The organism is Streptomyces sp. NPDC039609 (assembly GCF_055596705.1).
In genome coordinates this window covers 707,205-728,067 of record NZ_JBVIUJ010000003.1, presented here as the reverse complement: position 1 = coordinate 728,067, position 20,863 = coordinate 707,205, and the positions used below count along the sequence as shown (strand labels likewise).

Sequence of the window (20,863 nt, the reverse complement as noted above, 5' to 3'; positions counted from 1 at the left end):
CGGCGCACTACCGGTCGCGCCACCCGGCGCACTCTGCCGATCGGGTGGCGGGCCCGGGTAACGGCCGTTCTGCACGTTTCTTCGCACAGCCGACAAGCACTCGTACATAGAGGTGACGGCGGGTGCGGAAGATGTGGGCTCCTGGCAGGACAGCCCGTCCGGGCCGATGTTCGGCCCTCGTGACCCTCGCCCCCTGTGGCTACGAACATGGCTACGAACGTGGCTACGAACGCGGCTGCCACGGAGTGCGCCGGCCGGTGCTGTGCCCGGACGACTGCCGCCTCACCGTCACCGCCGTCGTGCGACAGGAGCCGCGGTGCGCGAGCTCGTTCCAGCTGGGGTCAGCCGCCCGAACCACCGAGGAGAACCGTTCGTTCCGATCGGAGCCAGGATCGCTCGGCCACCATCTCGGCCACATCGCCGCGGGCCAGAAACGTCACCCGCGGCTCGTGGCCCCGCCGGCCGAGCCGTTCGATGCGCTCAGCCTCGCGGGACTGGACGGCGTCCAGCGCATCGAGAACTGCTGCCGGCCTTGCCCCGTAGGCGGCGCAAAGGGCGTCGAGGCGGCTCCGCAGGGCGTACTCACCGGCGATCGACGCTCGTCGCTGCTGCTCGGCGGGACGCAGCGGCACGGCGTACCAGGCCAGCTGTGCGAGGTCGTCGAGGGCATGGCCGGGCGCTGCGAAGTCCCATTCGATGAAGCCGGCCAGTCGGTCGCCGTTCCAAACGGAGTTCCACGGGCCGAGGTCGCCGTGCCGAATCCATGCCCGGCCTCCACTCGACCTCCTGGCCCTGCCATCGCGCGTCGGCCGGGGGCTGGAAGTCCCGGACGGCATCGTGGTGGTCGCGCAGCCAACACCCCAGTTCACCGATTCCGACCGTCGACCGCAGAGCCGACGGCCAGGGCGTGAACGCGGGTTCGCCGTACAGCAGCGACAGGACCTCATCGGTGCTGTCGGTGCCGTCGGTGCCAAGGACTCGGGGAGCTCGAGTGAATCCCACCGCTTCCAGGTGGGTCAGCAAGGCGTGCACCGCAGGCGTCCACTCGCCGGCCGGCCGGTGGATCGTCTCGCCGATCCGCCGCACCGTGGTCACGCTCCCCCTGTCAGTGGCGCCGTCCTCGATCATTGGGCCAGCGCAGCCCGCCGCCCACGCCGGTCTCACGCGCCCATGCAAGCCCCGTTCACACCCTCTGACCTGTGATCTCGGCATGGATGCTGCCAACCACGGGACAGCCCTCAGCCGAGTGGGGAGCCAGGCCCAGATGGCTGTCTGTTGGCTGCTGACCCGTCAACTGCCGTTGTCGGCAGGGCCGTTCGAAGAGGTTGGGGGAGAAGGGCGGCACGGGGGAGAGCGGTGGAATGTGAGCCCGGGGGACGAACGGGGCGAGTTGGCGAAGGAGTCGTTCGGCGAATGGATGGAGACCTGGCCGCCACCCGAGCCCGAGCCGAACACGCAGGAGCGGGCCGGCCGACCCGCTCCTGCGTGTTCGGCAGCCGGCCGGTCAGGTGGACGTCATCCGAGCAGGGACATGCCCCGACCCTGGGGCCCCGACCCCGGGGCCCGAGTTCAGATGAGCCGCGATGCGCTTCATCGTTCGGGCATTGTCCTCGAACAGATGCGCCTTCATGCCCGCCGCCTGGGCGGCCTCGACGTTGACTGCGAAGTCGTCGATGAAGAGACAGCTCTCCGGCTGCACCTCCAGGCCGGCGCATGCGGCCTCGAAGGCACGTGGGTCCGGCTTCTCGATGCCGATCTCGTGCGAGTAGACGATCTGCTCGACCAGTTCGTCGAAGTGGTACAGCGCCGATTCCCTCTCCCGGGCACCGACGAAGCTGTTGCTCAGGATGCCCAGCCTGCAGTTTCCCCGGAGCCCACGCACGTAAGCGATCAACTCCTCGTTCGGCGTCCCCAGGTATTCCGTCCAGAGATCGGCCATGAAGGCTTCGACCTGGGGCGCGTCGAGCCCCAAGCGTGCTGCCACCTGCTCGTGCACCGCTCGTTCGCTGATGCTCCCGACGCTCCCGGCCTGCCACACGTCGTGCATCCGCTCATGCACCGTGCCCGGAGGCAGCACCAGCCGCTCTTCCCAGCATTGCACCCAGCCCGTGTCCGGCGTGAACTCCAGCACGCCGCCGATGTCGAGAATGACGCAGGTCGCGGTCACACAGCCTCCTTGTTCCTCCTGCCTGGCCTGCGAGCGCGCACCGCCCCGGAGCGGCGCTCGCAGGCTTCACTCGGCAGCCGAACTCAACTGTAGGCCGCACCGGCAGCCGTCTCTCCCGTGACCGCGCTCGGAGGCTGCCACCAGGCCTTCGCCTCCTCCGACGCATCTGACGCCGGACGGATGGAGACCGGCTCTCCGACGTCCAACTCGTGCCCGAGCAGCCCGAATCAGCGGGAACCCGAGCACTAGGAGACGACAGTCGGCCGTAGAGCGGACACCACGTCCGCGAACGTCTGTACGGCGAACTCCGCTTCCTCCGTGGTCATCGTCAGAGGAGGCATCAGCACGACGGTGTCGGGCGTGTAGTGGATCAGCAGGCCCTGGCGCCGGCACGCCGACTCCAGAGAGCTCCGGTCCTGCATCGAGAGCGGATTGCCGTCCTGGTCCACGAGGTCGATCGCCACGTACGCGCCGACGGCCCGGACACCCCCGAACGCGGGCGCCCCCTTGAGCAGATCGTTCAGCCGATCGCGGAGGAGCCCTCCGAGTACCCGGCCGTGGGCCACCAGATCCTCCGAGGCGAACGCACGGATCGTGGCGAGCGCCGCGGCGCAGGCCACCGGGTGGCCGTCCGTGGTCGACGCGTGGGCGAACACCGTGCTGCCGGTGTCGAAGGCCTTGTAGATCCGGTCAGTCGCCAGGACGGCACCCAGCGCCGAGTAGCCGGAGGTGATGCCCTTCGCAAGGCACATGATGTCCGGCGAGACCCCGGAGATTTCGGCGGCGAACATCTCTCCCATCCGCCCGAACCCCGTGAATGCCTCATCGAAGATCAGCAGAATGTTGTTCTTCGTGCAGTACTCACGTGCGGCTCGGAGGTACGGGTCGGGGAGAGGCTGTCCGTTCCGTCCCTTCACCGGCTCGAGGATCATCGCCGCGATGCGCTCCGGCCCCAGCGCATCCAGCTGAGCGGCGAGCTCGCTACCGGAGTCGTCGGTCGGCTCCGGAAGATGGTGGAACCCTTCCGGCATCGGACCGAAGAGCCAGTGCATCATGCGTTGGCCGCTCGCCGCCATGGCTGCCATCGGACTGCCGTGGTAGCTGTCGCGGAGACCTACGACGAGGCGCTTGTCCGGCCGGCCGGTGTTCCGGTGGTAGGAGCGGGCCATCAGAATCGCGCTCTCGACGGCCGCGCCGCCCGTATGGCAGAACCGCACCCGGTCGAGGCCGGAAGGGGCGATGTCGGTGAGTGCCTGCGCCAGTTCGACGACGACAGGAGCCGGCAGCTCCCACCGCACCATGCAGACATAGGGCAACTCGCGTGCCTGACGGCTCATCGCTTCCACGATGTCGGTCCGGCCGTAGCCGAGCACCATGTTGCCCACGCCCGCGCGGGCGTCGAGGGCTCGATGTCCCGAGGCGTCGACCAGCCAGGACCCCTCGCCCTTGACCCAGAGGTCCTGCGGCCCGCTCCGGTCGAGGATCGTCGACGTGGGCACGGTCCCATGCCAGAGGGCGTACGTTTCGCGATCCCATGTGTTCGGCGTCATGGCCGTGCCTCCCCGTCTTCCGCGCTACTTCTCGGGCGCCTGGACCACGGCACACGTGAACGTGTATCCGCCGGTGCCCTGGATGAGCATTCCGTACTCGCCCGGGTTGAGGCTGTCCTCGATGTCCACCAGATTCGCGAGGAGATCCCCAGCGCCGAGGCAGCCGGTGTCGTTCTCGATGTACCGGGGGTCTCCTCCGACCACCTCACTGATCGCGGGCTTGAACATGCCCTCGCGCATCGTCCGGGAGAGGCGCGGCATCGCGATACTGCTGAGGTCCTCGGGCCCGATACCCGCGGTGCGCAGAGCCCTCCGGACAAGATCATGCAGCTTGGGAACGGCGAGCTTGACCATCCGTGCCGCTTCGCCGCGCTCCCTGAACTCCTTGTTGGCGGCCCGGAGATCGATCGGAGCGCCGTGCCCCAGCGGAGCGGAGCTGAACTCGGCACTCCCGCGGAGCTGGACCTCCCACTGGCTGTCCGTCAGCATCTCCAGCGCACGGAGGTGGAGGAAGTCGTCGCCCTCTCCGGTCCGGCCGAGCAGGACCGCGGTCGCCGAGTCCGAGTAGGCCGCGTCGTCGTCGGTCGACCATCGATCGAACCCCGGTCCGCGGTACCGGTCTCCACTCGTGACGAGAACCGAACTCATGTCAGGAGTGGCGACCAGCCACTTGGCCGCGATCTGCAGCGCCAGGGCGCCACCGTTGCACATGTGCTGCACGTTGATGGGAAGTCCGTCGGTGAGCCCGGACTCATGGGCGACGTAGTGCGCCGGCGACCACATGTCGAAGCCCTGGTGGTAGCTGAAGGAATGAACCAGGCAGCCTATGGAGTCCGGCTCGACGCCGCTCTTCTCCAGGGTGCTTCGCGCCGCCAGCACTGCCATCTGAGGCGGGGCGATGTCGTCCGCAGCGACATACAATTCCGACAGACCGATGCGCTCGAAGTCGGCTGAGGTGAGCTCACCCTCGGCGGGACCTTCTTTGCCCGGCGGAAGCCAGAGGGTCGCTGCCTTGATGCTCAACGCGGTCGCTGTCACTGGATCCGTGCCCTTCTCTCGTTTCAATTCAGGGTTTTCGTGGCTGACAGGAGTGCCTTCCGGTCCACCTTGCCCGAGCCCGTCAGCGGCAGACTGTCGCACACATGAATTTCCCCGGGCAGCATGTAGCGGGGAACCTTGGTGGCCAGGTAGTCGTGGCACGCCTGCGGTGTGCAATCCGTGTTGGCCGGCACCACGAACGCCACCACGACCTTCTCGCCGGATTCCTTCTCGCTCGTGGTGACGTAACTCTGCTTGACGTACGGCACCTCGTTCATGAAGTGCGTGATCTCGCCGAGTTCGATCCGGAAGCCGTTGACCTTCACCTGATCGTCCAGGCGTCCCTGGAAGACGACATTGCCGTCCTCCCGGCAGAACCCGCGGTCTCCGGTGTGATAGAGAACTACCTTTTCGCCGTCGATGTCGTACTCGACATACTTCTTCCTCGTCAGCTCGTGCATTCCGAGATAGCCCGGTGACAGCCCGGGGCCGGCCAGGCACACCTCGCCGACCTCGCCGGGCGCGCACAGCGCGCCATCCGAGACGATGTACAAGGACGTGTTCTGAATGGGCAGTCCGATCGGCAGCGCGGTTTCGCCCTGTACGGAAGACCGAACCGGATAGTACGTCGCGAATACGGAGCACTCGGTCGGCCCGTAGACGCTGACGACCTTGTCGTCCCCGTAGTGGTTCCGCGCCCGTTCGATGTGCCCCAGGGAATGCGCCTCGCCGCCCGTGAGGATCGTCCGCACGCTGTCGAGCGTGCCGGGGGCCTCATCCACTATCACATTGAAGAGAGCCGTCGTCACGAAAAGCACCGTGACGCCGTTCTGCTCCACGACCCGCTTCAGCTCCGAGAGTCGGACGTGATCGGACGGGTAGAGCACGCATGTCCCGCCGTTCAGCAACGCCCCCCAGATCTCGAAGGCCGCGGCGTCGAAGAACACCGACGCCAGCTGCGGGATGACAGCGTTCGAGTCGAGGGAGGCGAAACTGGCGTCGGACACCAGACGGACGACGCCTCGATGCCGGATCGGAACGCCCTTGGGGGATCCGGTCGATCCCGACGTGAAGACGATGTAGGCGAGGGAATCCGGATCGACCCGAAGGGAAGGGTTCTTCTCGTCCGAGTTCAGCGTCCGCAGGTCGACGGGCACCACCCGCAACTGTCCGAAGCGCACCGTCAATTCGTGGGGCGCGTCGGTCAGCAGCGCCGTACAGCTTGCCTGGCCGAAGATCCCGCTCAGGCGTTCGTCCGGCCACGTGCGGTCGAACGGGAGGTAGGTGGCGCCGCATTTGATGATCGCCAGCATGGCGACGATCATCTCCGGCGAGCGCTTGACGGACAGTCCCACGACGTGGCCGGGTTCCACTCCGGCCGCGCGGAGCCGTACGCTCAGGCCGTTCGCCAGGCCGTTGAGCTCGCGGTACGTGTATGTGCGCTCCTGATGGACGACCGCAACGGACTCCGGACGGCGGCCGGCAGCGGCCTCGAAGAGCTCCTTGAGGCTCTCCGCCGGATATTCGGCATCCGTCCCATTGATCTTCCGATGAATAGAGAGAGCCTCTTCCGAAAGGGCGATCTTATTCATCCACATTCCCCAGACGTGTGTTGACGATACTTGTTACGTGCTCCGGGTGGCTGTCCACGAAGAAGTGACCGCCAGGAACTTCGACCAGCTCGCAATGTCGCGTCGTGAACGCCTGCCAGCCGCGCATCGCGCCCTCGCTGTCGATCGCATCGTCCGGGCTGTATAGGGCAGTGATGGGAACATCCACACCCGAGGCGTGGCGGTGATCCCATATCTCGGCGAGCCGGATCTCGCTTCGCACCGTAGGCATGAGCAGGCGCAACAGCTTCTCCTGGTCGAAGAGCTCCGCGGGCGTGCCGCCCATCTTCGCCACCGCATCGCGGAAATCGCTCTCCGTCATCCGGTGCATGTAGGGGCGCGTTTGCGGCATGTCCGGGCTCCGGCAGCCGGAGACGAACAGCCGGCGCGTCCTTCCCGGGTACACGGCCGAGGCCAGGTGGGACAGCTCGTAGGCCAGCCGACCACCGAAACTGTGACCGTAGAAGGCGTGGCGGCGGTTCAGGTACGGCGAGAGTGCCTGGAAGACGTCCTCGACCAGTGGCTCCCACCGGTCGTAGCGGGCTTCCATGAGGCGGCGGCCCCGACCGGGCAGCACCACGCACACCACCTCGACGTCGTCCGCGATCCCGTCGCACCAGGCACGGAAGGTCTCAGGGCTCCCACCCGCGTAGGGAAAGCAGAACAACGTGCAGGCAGGCTGTTCCACCGCCTTGAGGGTCATCACCCACTTGTCGTCCATCGCCGCCACGCCCACCGTGCTAGTCCGACACCGGGTCGGCGTACTTGCTGTTCCGCTGGATGCTGGTGGCGATCTCCGCGATCCGGCTCGTGGTGAACAGCTCGTCAGCGGGCAGCGAGTCGTCGCCGAACTCTCGCTCCGCTCGCTCGATCAGCTTCACCGCGGTGAGTGACGTGCCGCCGGACTCGAAGAAGTCGTCCGAGCCGTCCGCGACCCGCAGGCCGAGCTGCTTGCACTCCTCGATGACCCACGCCTGCAGTGTTGCCAGTGCCATGCGGTTGTCCGTCTCGCTCATGCGTGATCTCTCCTAGTGGACGGGGAAGCGGAATCCGTTGACGGTGCTGTCGACAAAGCGGTTGTGGCCGTACCGGTCCTCACCGGACACCAGCACATTGCCGAACTTCTTGAGGCTGGCCCGCGCTCCGAATTCGTGGAGCTCGTCGGAGAACGGGTAGACCTTCACCTGCGTCGGCAGGTATCGAGAGGCGAAGCCGAGCCGCATCTGGTCGGTTTCTCCGCTGTGCGGATGAGACGCGTGCATGAGCGTGGACCAGAAGAGGATGAACTGTCCGCGGCGCATGACCTGGGAGACGGCCTTGGACTCGTCGGGAGTCCAGTCCGGGTCCTTCTGCAGCTGCCGGTAGTCATAGCCGAAGAGCCCGCGCTTGACGCCGTCCTTCTCCATCTTGTTGATGACGTCCGGGTTGTACTCCATGATCTTCGACTCGTCGTAGTTCATCGACGTGTGAGTGCCCGGGATGAACTGGAGGCAGCCGTTCTGGACCGTTGCCTCGGTGAAGGCGGTCCAGGCGGTGATGGTGCCTCCGAACTCCGCGTCCTCCGGCCAGACGATGTGCGGGTGCTTCGCACCGTCCACGCTGGAGAAGTTGTCCGCCTGGTGCCAGTCCGTGCCCTCGTCACCCGGGTACTTGGGGAAGAGCTCGGTACGCCAGCAGAGGGTGTCGGGCCCGAGGATGCTCGACACCCGGTCCACGATCTCCGGCCGGGTGATGTGTTCGGCGAGGAAGTCGACATCGAGATGGCGGTCGTAACTGGCCGCCAGGTTCGTGTTGCCGGATTCCGTCTGTCCCTCGCTGTAAATGGACGTCTTGGTCCGGAGCAGCTTCGGCCTGATCGCCTTGAAATGTCCTTCCATCTCCTCTTCGGTGTACAGATCGAAGGGGCCGATGTAGCCATCGCGGGCGAACTGTGCAAGCTCATCGGCGCTCAGCGTGAACGTTTTTGTGGGAGCCATTGATTCTCCTCGATCCTAATTGCGCTCGAAGACGTCGCTTGGAGCGGCACAAAGGCTGGATACTTCAGGTGCCGGCAGCTCGTGGCCGATGCACTGCCCGAAATCGCAGTTCAGGATTTCTCGTCGGGCTTCCAGGTGATCACGGTATCTGCAGACGCGGTATCTGCGCGATATTAGAGTCACACCACGGCCTGTGAATTTCACATACCTCCTGGGGTGTTCCTCTTCCTCCATCGAGCAGATGGGGGAATTCGGGCCGGTCAGGAGGAACTGCTCTCCGCCACGGAGCGGGAAGTCGCCGGGCCGACCGGCACCCTGCCGCGGCGCCGCTCGGTGCGGTCGACGAGGCTGAGCAGCGGTCCCGTCATCGCCGTCGTCGCCAGGGCCATCACGATCAGGGCCAGGACCAATTGCGCCGGCAGGATTCCCGCGCGGTGGCCGGCCTCCAGCACGATCAGTTCGGTCAGGCCCCGCGTGTTCATCAGGGCCCCGACCCGGCAGGCCGAACCGGGACTCATGCCGCCCAGCCGGGCCCCGGCGTAGCCGCCGATCAGTTTGCCCACGCATCCCAGTGCGAGCGTGGCGGCGATCAGCGTCCAGGAGGCGGCGGTGAACGCTTCGATGAGGACGGTGACTCCGGTGACCACGAAGAAGACGGGTGTCAGCGCCCGCCCGGTGCGTGACACGGTGGCCACCGGCTTGGCCCAGAGGGCCATGCTGTCACCGGTGATCGCCAGGCCGACCATCGCGGCGCCGACGATGGCGGTCATGCCCAGGTGCTCGGTCAGCAGCGCCGTACCCAGTGCGGCTGCGCCGAGGAGGACCGCGGACGTCTTCGGCATCCGCTCGCACAGAAGGCGCGCCTGCCGGGTGCGCAGACCCACGCGCAGCAGGAACGCGCAGGCGCCGCCCACGAGGAGCGCGATGCCGGATTCGCCCAGCCCCGACAGGTTGCCCGCGCCGAGGCCGATGGCGAGCGTGAGCATGATCCATCCAAGGCCGTCCATGGCCACGGCGGCGGCCAGGGAGGACCGCCCTTCGAACGAGTCGCTCATGCGCCGGTCACTGAGGATGCGGGACAGGACGGGGACCGCGGTGATGGACATGGCCACCGCGACCATCAGCAGAAACGCGGGAAGTGACGCCTCGCCACGGGCCCCCGAGTCGTCGGTGACCGAGATGACGCCCACCAGCACCAGCCCGGTGACGAGGGGCAGTGCGAAGGCGCCGGCGACGAGGGCGGAAAGGGTGCGCTTCGAAGGTCCGTCCGACCCCAGTCGTAACTTGTGGGCGAGTCCGACCAGATAGAGCACGAGCCCGGTCTGGCCGACCAGCTTGAGTACGTCGAGCACGGCGGGCGGCAGCAGCGCGTCGAACAGTTCACGGTCGGACAGTGCGAGCACGGCGGGGCCGATCAACAGCCCGGCCGTGACCTCCCCGACGACTTCGGGCTGCCGCAGCCACCGGGCGCAGGACCGTCCCACACGTGCGAGGAGGAGAACGGCGGCGAGCGCCGCGATCACATGCAGCGGATGTGTCAAGAACTCTGATATTTCCATGGGGTGAGGCCCTTCGTGGCTGCCCTGTCGTGGAAAGGCAGGAGCCAGGGCCGACGCTGCGGTACTTCACAGCCCGGCCTTGGCCTGCGCGTGCGTATCGACTCTGTGCATAAGGGAGTTCAGGCCGCGCGCGTCACAGCCTGAAGCGGCTCGAGCTTTCGCCGTGGCGGTCCCGGGTGCACACCTTCCGGACCAGCGGTAGGCGGTTCGACCGGCGCATCACGGTGGCGAGCGAGGACGGGCGCGGAACCAGCGCACCGGCCGGTCTTCCGCTCAATGGCTCGTCACCCGCGCGGCGCCGGGGCAGGAAGGGGCAAGTGGGCCGCGCGGGGCACGAGTTCTCAGTGGCTCAGTGGCTCAGTGGCTCAGGGACGAGGGGCCGGCGGTCGATCCGCGATACGGAGTCCGCCGGGACGTGCTGGGGAGGACACGGGCGAGTGCGCCGGGGGACGGGGGCGAGGGGACGCGGCGTCCGCAGAGAGCGGCCCCGGCGCACGCGGAATCCGCGTCGGCGAGTGCGGAGATCAGATCCAGTTCGACTTCTGAGCTATCCGCAAGGCGTCAATCCGGTTGCGTGCGTGCAGCTTTGCCACCACGGACGAGAGGTAGTTGCGTACAGTTCCTCGGGAGAGGTGCAACCGCGCCGCGATCTCGTCGATCGTGTCGCCTCGGGAGACATTCTCCAGAACAGAGAATTCCCGTTCAGTCAGGGGGCAGTCCTCATTGACCAGTGCGGCGACGGTCAGTTCTGCGTCGAAGACTCTTTCCCCTTGGTGCACACGGTGGATGGCTTCGAAGAACTGGCGGGGCCGCATGCTGCGCTCGACGATTCCGCCGATTCCGGCGGCAAATGCCTGGCGGACGATCGACCGGGTGGACGCTGTGACCAGCAGCATGCTTCGACAGCCCGGGATGCTTGCAATCTTTTCGGCAATGACGATGGCGTCGTTGTCAGAGCCTTCTAAGCCGAGGATCACTACGTCAGGACTGTGTAATTCGGCGAACTCCAGTGCGCTGATGTTGTTATCCGCCGATCCGACGACTCGGATGTCCTCGTGTCGCTCCAGCAGTGCCGTGAGCCCGAAGCGCGACAGATGCAGGCCGTCGGACATGAAAACATCGATTCTCACTCGTCCCCCAACGTAGATTTTCGATCTTCAGCCGAGTGGCCCGCGGCGACCCGACTCGTGGCAGGTAAGCAGCGTCGAGCGTAGCACTAGTGTACGAAATATTGCCGCTCCACTGTCGTCTGCGCCGGGTCCAGTAAAACGTGTGTAATGCATCGAAGGTAAAGCTGCAGGGCCGGTCGGCAGCTCCCGGCTCGGCCCCTTTCGAAGGTTTTGGAAGTTGAAAGTCGCACCGGTTTGGGTTGTGCTCCGATGCGACCGATGTGCAGGGCCGAAGCCGCAGTGCGTCGCGCTCCACCCGGCCGGAACATCCCGGGGGTGCCGCGGCGAACGCCCGCTGTTCATGCAACTGTCACCGCTGGGATGCAGGGTCGCGAGTCGCTCCGTGACGGCGTGTCGATTCACATGCGGGAGTCTGTGTATATGGCGGAGATTTCGGTCCGGTGGTCCGAATGCGGAGTGTCCCCACGATTCCGTGGAGTCATCCGCGTCAATGGGTCGACCCCTCGTCTTTGATCTCCGCCGAGTTCTCGGAGGAGAGGGCGGAGGTGACGGGTCCGTATTTCCAGCCGAGAGGAGCTCCTCGGGCGTGGAAAAGCGCGAGCTCGGCAGCCACTGCGATCGCTCGACGGCCAAAAAAGACCGGACGGTCGGCCTTTTTTCGACATATCAGAGACCGGTGGCGGTATCGGTGCAGAAACGAACTGCCGGCAGTGCTACCGGCAGCAGTCACAACCGCCTGTGTCGCATGTCAACTCATGTATGCGGAACTCGTGAGTGGACAGAAGATCACAGTGTCGGTGAACATCTTTCCCCCATCTTTACCCGTTAGTGGCGAACACGTTAGCAGCGGCCCGGCGGGTTGTCACCCTGCTCTCACGGGACACATGCGTTACACGCGGAATTTGGGTTTCCGGTTCACGCAACTGGAATGATCGATCAAACCCGTGATGATGGAGCGACCCCCGACTCCCGTGCCGGATGCGGCATCCACTGTGCCATGCGTCCTGGGACGCCGACGCCCATGCCGGCATTCCCGGAGTCGGAGACCGATGCCGGGAGGCCGGCCTGCCGGGTGGACACGGTCCTCGCCACCAGGCCGGATCCGGCCCGCGTGGTGCGCACGCCTGGAGTATTAACCGCAAGTCATGAGAACTGCATATGCGAGAGGCGGGTGCGTGCGTTGTAGCGTTCCGGTATCGGCCCGATCCGGCGCTCGACTGCTCCGCCTTCACGCGGCGAGCGTCGCCGGGGTCACGGAGCGCCGGCGCCGTCGTCCCGCGTACCTGGTGCGGGCGATCCTCCGCCCGTTCGCACGGCGCCGGACGAAACAGTCGTGCGCGAGGAGCTGTGCCCGCCTTCGCCCACGGTCGCCGCGATCGTACGGCGGTCCGATGCGCTGTACTCGGTGAACTGGGGGTACAGGCCGCACGGTTCCGTATGTGCTGACTATTTGGCTGGTGTGACCCGAGGAGAGTCTCGTGCCCATGGACCGCTTCATCCGCGCCCTGATCCAATGGCAGGCGGTCGACCCACAGGTTCCGGCGCGCACGCTCACGGTCGACCAAGTGCGTCGGAGGTACGCGGAGAGCGCGGCGCACACGCGCCGTGGCGCACCGGAACCCGTCGGTGCGGTCACCGATCAGCCGATCGACAGCGTGGACGGCCGCTTCGGCGTGCGCACGTACCGGCCGATCATCGACCGGAGCCGCCTCGTGACGTACCTGCACGGCGGCGGCTGGACCGTCGGCGACATCGACACCCACGACGCGGTCTGCCGGCGCATCGCCGTCGCCCTCGGCGCCGTCGTGGTCTCCGTCGACTACCGGCGTGCGCCGGAGCACCCTTATCCAGGCCCTCTCCATGACGGGATCGCCGCGGCGGAATGGGCGGCCGGCGCATTCCCCGGTCGCGAGCACGTGATCGCCGGCGACAGCGCAGGAGCGGGCCTGGCCGTGGGGGTCGCCCTGCACCAACGGGACCACGGTGACGTCGACTTCAGCGCGCAGCTTCTCGTCTACCCCCCTGCCGATCCGGAGATGAAGTCACCGTCCATCCGCACCTACGGCTCGGGCTACCTGACGGACATCGACGATCTGCGGTGGTACTACGAGCAGTATGTGCAGGATCCGCGGCGGAGCACCGACCCGGCGATCGATCTGCTCCGCGCCGATCTGCACGGGATGCCGCCGACGGTGATCGGCACCGCCGAGTTCGATCCGTTGCACGACGAGGGGGCCGAACTGGCGGGCCGGCTGGTCGCCGCCGGCGTCACGGTGGAGCACGTCGAGGGTCCGGGCCTGGTGCACGGCTATCTGCTCCTGGCCGATGTCGTCCCTGCGGCTGCGGAGGCGACCACCGCGGTGCTGGACGCACTGGAGAGGACCCTGACGACGGCAGCGGAACCGCACCCCGCCCCGATACTCCAAGGCGCCGGAACGAACGACGCCGACGCCCTCGCCGACATCGCCCGGGTCGCGGCGACTTCGACCTGATCACATTCGACGACACCGGTGGGAGGCCGCCCGCCGATGCCCCGGTCCAGAGCGGCAGCGCCGCCCCACCGGGACCGTCCGAAGCACCGTCGGCCGCAGCCCTGCCCTGGTGCCCTTCCCGCGCGCGCATCCGACGGCGCCTCGCCTCCTGACCCGGACCGCTCCCGACCGTCCCGGCCCCGAACGCGCGGCCGTGGGTGAAACGCGGGCGCCACGACGCGTCGGCTCGGCCTTCGCGGTCCCCGGCGAGCGCCGAGCCGCAGGGCCTCTCCCTGCCGAACTTCCTTCCGTGCACGACCGGCCGACAAGGAGATCCTGACTGTGAGCAGCATCGGACCGTATCCGAACGCAGACGTGCGTACTGTTCCCGACGCCCTGCGGTTACGCAGCGAGAAACAGCCCGACGAGACCGCCTTCGTCCACCTGCTCGACGGCGAGGTGCCCCACGAGACCCTCACCTACCGCGAGCTCCACGAGATCGCAGGTCTGCGGGCCGCCGCCTTCGCCGCCGCCGGCCTCGCCGGCCGCAGCGCCGTACTCATGTACCCCACGGGCCTGGAGTTCGTACGGTCCGTCCTGGGGTGCATGTACGGGCGGGTGGCCGGTGCGCCCGTCCAGGTGCCCCGGCGCCGCGAGGAGGTGGAACGGATGCGCCGGATCGCGGACGACGCCGGCACCTCGATCGTCCTCACCACTGCCGAGGTGGCCCGCGACCTGCAGGAGGGCTACGGCGACACGCCCGCCCTGGCCGGGCTCACCCTGCTGGCCACCGACACCCTCGGGTATGACGCGGGTGCCCCCGAGCCGCCGCGGCCGAGCCCCGAGGACACCGCGCTGCTGCAGTACACGTCCGGTTCGACGGGGCAGCCCAAGGGAGTTGTGGTCACCCACGCGAACTTCATCGCCAACGCGGCCGAGACCGACGACGCGTTCCCGTGCGAGCCCGACGGCACCGTGGTGAGCTGGCTGCCCCTCTTCCACGACATGGGCATGCTCTTCGGCGTCGTCATGCCCCTGTGGGCGGGCATTCCCGCGTATCTGATGGCTCCCGAGGCCTTCATCCGCCGTCCGGCGCGCTGGCTCGAAGCCCTCGCCCGGTTCGGCGGAACGCACTCGGCGGCGCCGAGCTTCGCCTACGAACTGTGCGCACGCGCCGCCGCGGACGGCAAGACCGGCGCGGTGGGCGACCTGTCGCGCTGGCGGACGGCCGCCAACGGAGCCGAGCCGGTGCGCTGGGCCGCCATCCGGTCCTTCATCGACGCGTTCGCGCCGTACGGCTTCAACTCCCGTGCCATGAGCCCCGGTTACGGTCTGGCGGAGAATACGCTCAAGACCACCGCCTCCCGCGCGGACCAGGAACCCACCGCACTCTGGGTTTCCGCAAAGGCCCTGGGCGAAGGCGTCGCGCGGCCCGTCGACGAAGGTACCGACGGTGCTGTCCCCCTGGTCAGCAACGGTGGTACGGCAGGTCGCACCCGGGTGAGGATCGTGGATCCCGTCACGCGGCGCGCGTTGCCCGAGGGGCGGGTCGGTGAGATCTGGATCGACGGCCCCTGCGCGGCCGCCGGTTATCTCGGGCGGGCCGAGGAGACGGAGGAGACCTTCCGGGCGCGTCTCGCGGGTGAGGGTGCCGCCGGCCGGCCCCATCTGCGCACCGGTGATCTCGGCTTCCTGTACGGCGACGAACTGTACGTCGCCGGACGGCTGAAGGACGTCATCATCCGCAAGGGCCGCAACCACTACCCACAAGACTTCGAGCTGACGGCCGAACGCGCCGTGCCGGGGCTGCACCCGAACAGCGTGAGCGCGTTCTCCTGCGACGACGGGCAGACCGAACGGCTCGTGCTGGTGGTGGAGGCGGACGGCCGGCTCCTCAACTCTCCGGGCGCCGGAGCCGTGCGCGCAAAGGTGGACGAGGCGATACGGGGCGGGCACCGGATCTCGCCGGACGACATCGTGATCGTACGGCGCGGGGGGCTGCCGAAGACCTCCAGCGGCAAGGTCCAGCGCAGGGAGTGCAAGCGGCGCTACGAGAACGGTGAGCTGCGGATCGTGCCCTCGGGTGTCGTCGCCGTTACCCAGTAGGAATAGGCGTGCAAAACGCATGGGTGCGCGTGTGAAAACGGTCTGTCGTGGAGCAATTGCAGAATGGTACCGTCGAGCCCGTTCCGGGGATTCACGCAGGAGCCAGGGGATGTCGGCCGTACACGGCAGGCATCGAATCGTCGGCGTGTTCTTCTTTCTGGAGGGGTAGCCCGTGTCAGACCGAACCGAAATCCCGGGCATATCCTGGGAAAAGGTGGCGGACTTCATTGAATTCGTTCCCGCCGAGTATTCCAACAAGATCCAGTCCGAGTCCGTGGCGCGGGAGCTGCTGCGCTGCGACTCGGCCGAGATCGACAGGCTCGTCGATGCGTCTCTGCCGTTCGAGGAGCGTGCGGGAGTGCGCTATTTCGACATGAACGACCTGTACAACCTCGGGATGTATTCACAGAAGTCGGACACGCAGCCGGAATTGACGTTCCGTATGCTTTTCCGGTTCGCCGGCCGTTCGGTCGAGAGTCTGCTGCGTCCGAAGTCCTGGGACTTCCGGGTCCACCTGGAATGCCCCGAGTGCGAGGGGCACGCGCCCTGGCGCTTCGAGGCTCCCGACGTCGTCCGCTTCGGCGGCAGCGTCGTCGGCGGGTCGGCCCCTGAGCCGGGCTCCGGGACGGCCGAGTACGCGGCGACCATCACCACGACGGGCGCACGCACTCCTCTGGTCTCCCCCGAGCTGCGCACCCTGACCCGCGACTACCTCGATGCCGGCTACCGCTGGCAGATGGTTCCGGTCGCGATGCAGGCGGACTACCGGCTCGTGCACGCTCTGGGCGCGACCAGCTGCATCGCCGCGAGCCTGCTGCTGGCCGAGCAGTTCCGCGAGGCCGGGTACCGGGCCGAGGCGAAGCGGGGCTGGTTCTGCGGCGTGCTCGGCGGCGCGCTCGACCTACCGCACGCGTGCGTGGAGGTCGAGGACGAGGACGGAGTCCTCAAGAGCGTCGACATCGCCAAGGCGCAGTTGGCGGCGCGGCTGTCCCCGGACACCAAGGACTTTCAGGAACTGTGCCTGGGGTCGACGTACAACAAGGTCATCCAGTCCACCGCTTCGGGCGCTGCCTCATTTGGCCGCCACGAATGCGGTTCACCGGTGCCGACCCATGTGCGCGCGGACATTCGATCGGCTCGTTGAGGCCGACCTGTTCATCTCACTGTGTGGAAGGGCGAGTAAATGGCAGTGCCCAAGATCGAACCGATCGTTCTTGAGCTGGACAGGCTGGAAAGCATGGCGGAATCCGGCTACTACAACCCTTATACGATTTTCGAGTGGCCAGAGAAGATCGAGCCGGACTTGCCCTGGATGAGCGAAAACCTCACCACCTTGGCCGGCACTCCGATGTGGGACGAGCTCACGCGTGAGCAGCAGATCGCGCTGACCCGGTACGAGGCGATCAACTTCTTCAGCCTCAATATCCACGGAATCCGCGAGCTGCTCAGCGAGGTCGTGATGCGCATCCACGACCGGACCTACGCGGACGTCTCCGAGTTCCTCCACCATTTCATCGGTGAGGAAAACGAGCACATGTGGTTCTTCGCGCAATTCTGCCTGCGCTACGGCGGCAAGCTGTACCCGGCACAGCCGACGCTGAAGGCCGACTCGGTGGAACACCTGTCGCCGGTCGCCCGCGAGCTCATCGTGTTCGCGCGCATCCTGATCTTCGAGGAGATCGTCGACTACTACAACGCGTACATGGCGACCGACGAGTCCCTGCCGCACATCGCCCGTGAGATCAACCGGGTGCACCACCAGGACGAGAGCCGGCACGTCGCCTTCGGCCGGATGATCTTCACCAACCTGCTCGGTCAGGTGGTCAAGAACGACCCGGACGAAGTGCCGCTGGTGGCCGAGTACCTCGAGAACTACCTCCAGTACAGCGTCGCGACCCTGTACAACCCGGCCGCCTACCGCGACGCGGGCATTCCGGACGCGCTCGCGCTCCGGCGCCGTGCGATGGAGCACCCGGCCCGGGCGGAAGCGCACGACCAGGTACTGAAGAGGACGAGGAAGTTCCTGTCGAGGGCAGGCGTAGGCAAGGAATCCATCAAGTGAGTGCCGAACCGATGCAGGCGTTGCGGGAGTTCATTCTCAGCCGCAACCCCAAGCTGGAAGACCTGCCCAGCGACCTGGACCTGATCGACAGCCGGGCCATCAACTCGCTCGCGTTCGTCGAGTTCATCTTCCTGCTGGAGGAGCTGACCGGCGAGCCGATCGATCCGGAGGACGTGGATCTGGACGATCTCCGCACGCTCGACGCGATCGAGGCAGGATTCTTCACGAAGGAAGCGGCGCGATGACCACAGCAGCGACCGACAACGGTCTGGGAGTCCTCGACGGAAGTCAGCTGCGGCTGCTACGAGCGTTCGACGCGGTGGTCCTGCGCTGGGCCGATGCCTGGGGTGCTCCGGAATTCCGGTTCCCGTTCCTGATGCGCTGTCAGGACCTGGACACCTTCGACTACTACGACAACTTCCCGCATCTGGGCCTCGCCGCGACCCGGCTCGATCCCCAGCGCCTCGGCGCCCTGCTGGCACAGAGCTCCCGGCCGGTCGGCCTGCTACCCGCCGAGGTCATGGAGCCGACCGCGTTCGCGCTGCCCTCGGCCGCGTGCTACTCGGTCTACCTCGATCTGGCAGGCTCCACGCTGCCCGCCGAGGGAGTGCTGCGCACCACGGCCGGTACGTGCTTCCGCAACGAGGACCACTACCAGGGCCTCCAGCGACTGCTCGGCTTCACCATGCGGGAGATCGTCTGCATCGGTGCCGAGGAGGTGGCGAAGAACCACCTGGTCCGCGCCAAGGACGCCGTGACGGAGCTGTGCGCCGCACTCGGACTGGACCTCAGGCTGGAGGTCGCCACCGACCCGTTCTTCGACAAGAACGGCGGCAAGGCGAAGATGCAGCGGCTGTTCCCCGTGAAGGAGGAGTTCGTCGTCGACGGCCTGGCGATCGGCTCCGTGAACTACCACCGGAACTTCTTCGGCGAGCGGTGCGAGATCGAGGCCGGCGACGAAGCGGCGCACACCAGTTGCCTCGCCTTCGGCCTGGAGCGCTGGGTGCATGTCCTGACCGACCGGTTCGGGACCACGGCCGCGGCGGTGTCCGCGCTCGAAGGCATCCGCTGATGCGTGCCACGGTGGCGGCGGTACTCGGTACGGAGGTCAACCTGCTCCAGTCGGGCATGGGCGGTGTCGCGGGGGCGAAGCTCGCCTGCGCGGTGTCCAACGCCGGTGCGGCGGGCTGCGTGGGCGGGTACAAGCTGGTCGGCGACGCGCTGTCGGCCGTACTGGAACGGCTGGTCGCCGGTACCGATCGGCCCGTCGGCGTGAACCTGATCCCGGAGGTGGTCGGGCCCGAGGAGCTCGACCGCCAGGTGGCGCAGGTGCTCGCCGAGACGCCGCAGCATGTGTACGTGTCCCTGTTCGGCATGCCCGAGGACGCCGTGTTCGAACGGGTCTCCGCGTCGGGCCGGCAGACGGTGGTGCAGGTGGGGACCGTCGAGGACGGTGTGCACGCGGCCGAGCGCGGCGCCGTGGTGGTGGCCCAGGGCACCGAGGCCGGCGGCCACTTGCTCGGGGTGTCGGGGCGGGACGAGCTGGTCACCGCCCTGCGTGACCGGCTGCCCGACGCCTGCCTGGTCGCCGCGGGCGGCATCGGCGGGCCGGCCGAGGCCGAGCGGGCCGTCGCCGCCGGAGCCGACGGCATCCTGCTCGGCACAGCCTTCGTCGTCGCACACGAGTCCCGCGCACACGGCCGGTTCAAGTCGGCGGTGACCGCGGCCGATGCGAGCGACACCGTGATCACCGACGTTTACGAGATCGGGTGGCCCGGCCGACGGCACCGGGTGCTGGCGACGGCCGTGACCGCCGATCCCCGTCAGCCCAAGAAGTTCATCGGCCGCACGATGGTCGAGGGGAAGCCGTATCTGGTGCCGCGATTCAGCGCGGCCGTACCGACCGACGCGACCAGCGGGCGCATCGACGAGATGGCGCTGTACTGCGGCCGGTCCTGCACCGCGGTCTCCGCCGAAGCCCCGGCGGCCGACGTCGTTGCCGCGTACGCAGGCGTCCTCCGACCCCCGATGGCCACAGCAACCAAGAGAAGGACGGAATCCCGTGTCGGACAGTGAAGCCAACGAGTCCTACGACCTGTCGTACCGCGAGGACACCCCCCGCATACGCACCAGGGAGGGCGTCGAGCTCTACCACGAGTCCAGCGGTGAGGGCCCGGCCATCACCCTGCTCAACAACTTCTTCATCACCGCGCCGTTCTGGCGGGCTCATACCCAGGAACTCGTGAAGAACCACCGTGTCGTGAGCTACGACATGGCCAACCACGGTGCATCCGCACGGCTCGACCGGGAGCCGACCTGGGAAGAGCACGCGGCGGACGTGATCGGGCTGCTCGACGCGCTGGAGATCGACGCGACCTATCTGGTCGCCACATCCTCCTCCTCTCAGCTCGCCAGGGACGTGGCGCTCGCACACCCGGACCGGGTCAAGGGCCTGGTGCTGGCGGGACCGGTCTTCGGCGTCAAGGGCATGCGGCGCCACCGGCAGTTGAACCGTTCGTGGCTGCTGACGCTGCAGAGCCACGGCATGGCCTCCCTGTACAACCAGCTCTACGCCGAGGTGATCAGCGGCCGGATGAACGAGGAAGGCGGCACACCGGGATTCCTCGGCCTCCGGGAGAGCTTCCTGGCGATGTCCACGCCCGAGGAACTCACCAACGGTCTGAACCTGGTCCAGACCGGCGACCCCAGTTCCGACCTGCTGTCCCGTGTCGCCGCGCCCACCCTGCTCGTCCTCGGGGACGACGACATGCTGCTGAGCCCGCAGCGCGGCCACGAAGTCGCCGCGCTGTTCCCCGACGGGCGCTGCGAGATCGTGCAGGACGCCGGGCACGTGCCGTTCCTCGACGACCCCGAGTACTTCGAGACGCTCGTCGGCAAGTTCGTGGAGGAAGTGGAGTCGCGTGTCTGACACCGAGTCCGAGATCCGGCAGCGCGTCCGCGGACTGCTGGTCGAGCTGTTCGGTGACGAGCGCTTCGCCGGCGGTATCCCGGACTCCGTGTCGCTGCGCGAGGCCGGACTTCCCTCCACCGGACTGGTGAGCCTGTTGGTGGCGATGGAGGACGCCTTCGGATTCGAATGGGACGACGATGTCGAGCCCGAGGTGCTGCGCTCGATCGACTCCCTGACGCGTCACGTCCTGGCCCTGCGGAACTGAAGGACACAAGGGCACACG

General features: G+C 67.3%; 19 protein-coding genes. 9 read left to right on the top strand and 10 right to left on the bottom strand.

Going from position 1 to position 20,863, the window contains the following annotated elements; genetic code table 11:
• Nucleotides 1-341 precede the first annotated feature (341 nt).
• The 10 genes from ACZ561_RS12235 to ACZ561_RS12190 form a co-directional block, all read right to left on the bottom strand.
• Complete coding sequence (locus ACZ561_RS12235; protein ID WP_470992933.1) at nt 342-869, bottom strand: phosphotransferase; 528 nt, start codon at nt 867-869, stop codon at nt 342-344.
• Nucleotides 870-1,504: 635 nt separating this feature from the next.
• A complete protein-coding gene (locus tag ACZ561_RS12230) occupies nt 1,505-2,167 on the bottom strand; it encodes an HAD family hydrolase (protein WP_470992930.1) in 663 nt (220 codons plus the stop codon).
• Nucleotides 2,168-2,412: 245 nt separating this feature from the next.
• The gene (locus ACZ561_RS12225; RefSeq protein WP_470992927.1) at nt 2,413-3,666 is read right to left on the bottom strand and encodes an aminotransferase family protein; all 1,254 of its coding nucleotides are present in this window, start codon (nt 3,664-3,666) and stop codon (nt 2,413-2,415) included.
• Nucleotides 3,667-3,741: 75 nt separating this feature from the next.
• Nucleotides 3,742-4,740, bottom strand: coding sequence for a ketoacyl-ACP synthase III family protein (locus ACZ561_RS12220; protein ID WP_470992924.1), 999 nt, complete (start codon nt 4,738-4,740; stop codon nt 3,742-3,744).
• A 38-nt stretch (nt 4,741-4,778) separates the two neighbouring features.
• Nucleotides 4,779-6,347, bottom strand: coding sequence for an amino acid adenylation domain-containing protein (locus ACZ561_RS12215; protein ID WP_470992921.1), 1,569 nt, complete (start codon nt 6,345-6,347; stop codon nt 4,779-4,781).
• The gene (locus tag ACZ561_RS12210) at nt 6,340-7,086 is read right to left on the bottom strand and encodes a thioesterase II family protein (RefSeq protein ID WP_470993015.1); all 747 of its coding nucleotides are present in this window, start codon (nt 7,084-7,086) and stop codon (nt 6,340-6,342) included. The genes ACZ561_RS12215 and ACZ561_RS12210 overlap by 8 nt, the downstream gene beginning before the upstream one ends.
• A gap of 19 nt (nt 7,087-7,105) precedes the next feature.
• Nucleotides 7,106-7,381: a phosphopantetheine-binding protein gene (locus ACZ561_RS12205; protein ID WP_470992918.1), complete on the bottom strand. Its 276-nt coding sequence runs from the start codon at nt 7,379-7,381 to the stop codon at nt 7,106-7,108.
• Between the two features lie 12 nt (nt 7,382-7,393).
• Complete coding sequence (locus ACZ561_RS12200; RefSeq protein WP_470992915.1) at nt 7,394-8,341, bottom strand: chlorinating enzyme; 948 nt, start codon at nt 8,339-8,341, stop codon at nt 7,394-7,396.
• 260 nt (nt 8,342-8,601) lie between these two features.
• Entirely contained in the window at nt 8,602-9,882 is a 1,281-nt protein-coding gene (locus ACZ561_RS12195) for a cation:proton antiporter (RefSeq protein ID WP_470992913.1), read from the bottom strand.
• A 542-nt stretch (nt 9,883-10,424) separates the two neighbouring features.
• Entirely contained in the window at nt 10,425-11,012 is a 588-nt protein-coding gene (locus ACZ561_RS12190; RefSeq protein WP_470992911.1) for a LuxR C-terminal-related transcriptional regulator, read from the bottom strand.
• Nucleotides 11,013-12,514: 1,502 nt separating this feature from the next.
• Between ACZ561_RS12190 and ACZ561_RS12185 the strand changes: the two genes are divergently transcribed.
• From ACZ561_RS12185 to ACZ561_RS12145, 9 genes are all read left to right on the top strand, one after another.
• Complete coding sequence (locus ACZ561_RS12185; protein ID WP_470993012.1) at nt 12,515-13,522, top strand: alpha/beta hydrolase; 1,008 nt, start codon at nt 12,515-12,517, stop codon at nt 13,520-13,522.
• 321 nt (nt 13,523-13,843) lie between these two features.
• Nucleotides 13,844-15,607, top strand: a complete 1,764-nt coding sequence (locus ACZ561_RS12180) for a fatty acyl-AMP ligase (RefSeq protein WP_470992908.1) — start codon at nt 13,844-13,846, stop codon at nt 15,605-15,607.
• A gap of 172 nt (nt 15,608-15,779) precedes the next feature.
• Nucleotides 15,780-16,751, top strand: coding sequence for a hypothetical protein (locus tag ACZ561_RS12175; RefSeq protein ID WP_470992905.1), 972 nt, complete (start codon nt 15,780-15,782; stop codon nt 16,749-16,751).
• Nucleotides 16,752-16,790: 39 nt separating this feature from the next.
• Nucleotides 16,791-17,669: a diiron oxygenase gene (locus tag ACZ561_RS12170; RefSeq protein WP_470992902.1), complete on the top strand. Its 879-nt coding sequence runs from the start codon at nt 16,791-16,793 to the stop codon at nt 17,667-17,669.
• Nucleotides 17,666-17,914: an acyl carrier protein gene (locus ACZ561_RS12165; protein WP_376438198.1), complete on the top strand. Its 249-nt coding sequence runs from the start codon at nt 17,666-17,668 to the stop codon at nt 17,912-17,914. The genes ACZ561_RS12170 and ACZ561_RS12165 overlap by 4 nt, the downstream gene beginning before the upstream one ends.
• Nucleotides 17,911-18,741: a class-II aminoacyl-tRNA synthetase family protein gene (locus ACZ561_RS12160; protein WP_470992898.1), complete on the top strand. Its 831-nt coding sequence runs from the start codon at nt 17,911-17,913 to the stop codon at nt 18,739-18,741. The genes ACZ561_RS12165 and ACZ561_RS12160 overlap by 4 nt, the downstream gene beginning before the upstream one ends.
• The gene (locus tag ACZ561_RS12155; protein WP_470992895.1) at nt 18,741-19,745 is read left to right on the top strand and encodes an NAD(P)H-dependent flavin oxidoreductase; all 1,005 of its coding nucleotides are present in this window, start codon (nt 18,741-18,743) and stop codon (nt 19,743-19,745) included. The genes ACZ561_RS12160 and ACZ561_RS12155 overlap by 1 nt, the downstream gene beginning before the upstream one ends.
• Nucleotides 19,732-20,598, top strand: coding sequence for an alpha/beta fold hydrolase (locus tag ACZ561_RS12150; protein WP_470992892.1), 867 nt, complete (start codon nt 19,732-19,734; stop codon nt 20,596-20,598). The genes ACZ561_RS12155 and ACZ561_RS12150 overlap by 14 nt, the downstream gene beginning before the upstream one ends.
• Nucleotides 20,591-20,845 (top strand): acyl carrier protein, encoded by a 255-nt coding sequence (locus ACZ561_RS12145; protein WP_470992889.1) that lies wholly within the window; start codon nt 20,591-20,593, stop codon nt 20,843-20,845. Before ACZ561_RS12150 ends, ACZ561_RS12145 begins: the two co-directional genes overlap by 8 nt.
• The last annotated feature ends 18 nt before the right edge of the window (nt 20,846-20,863 follow it).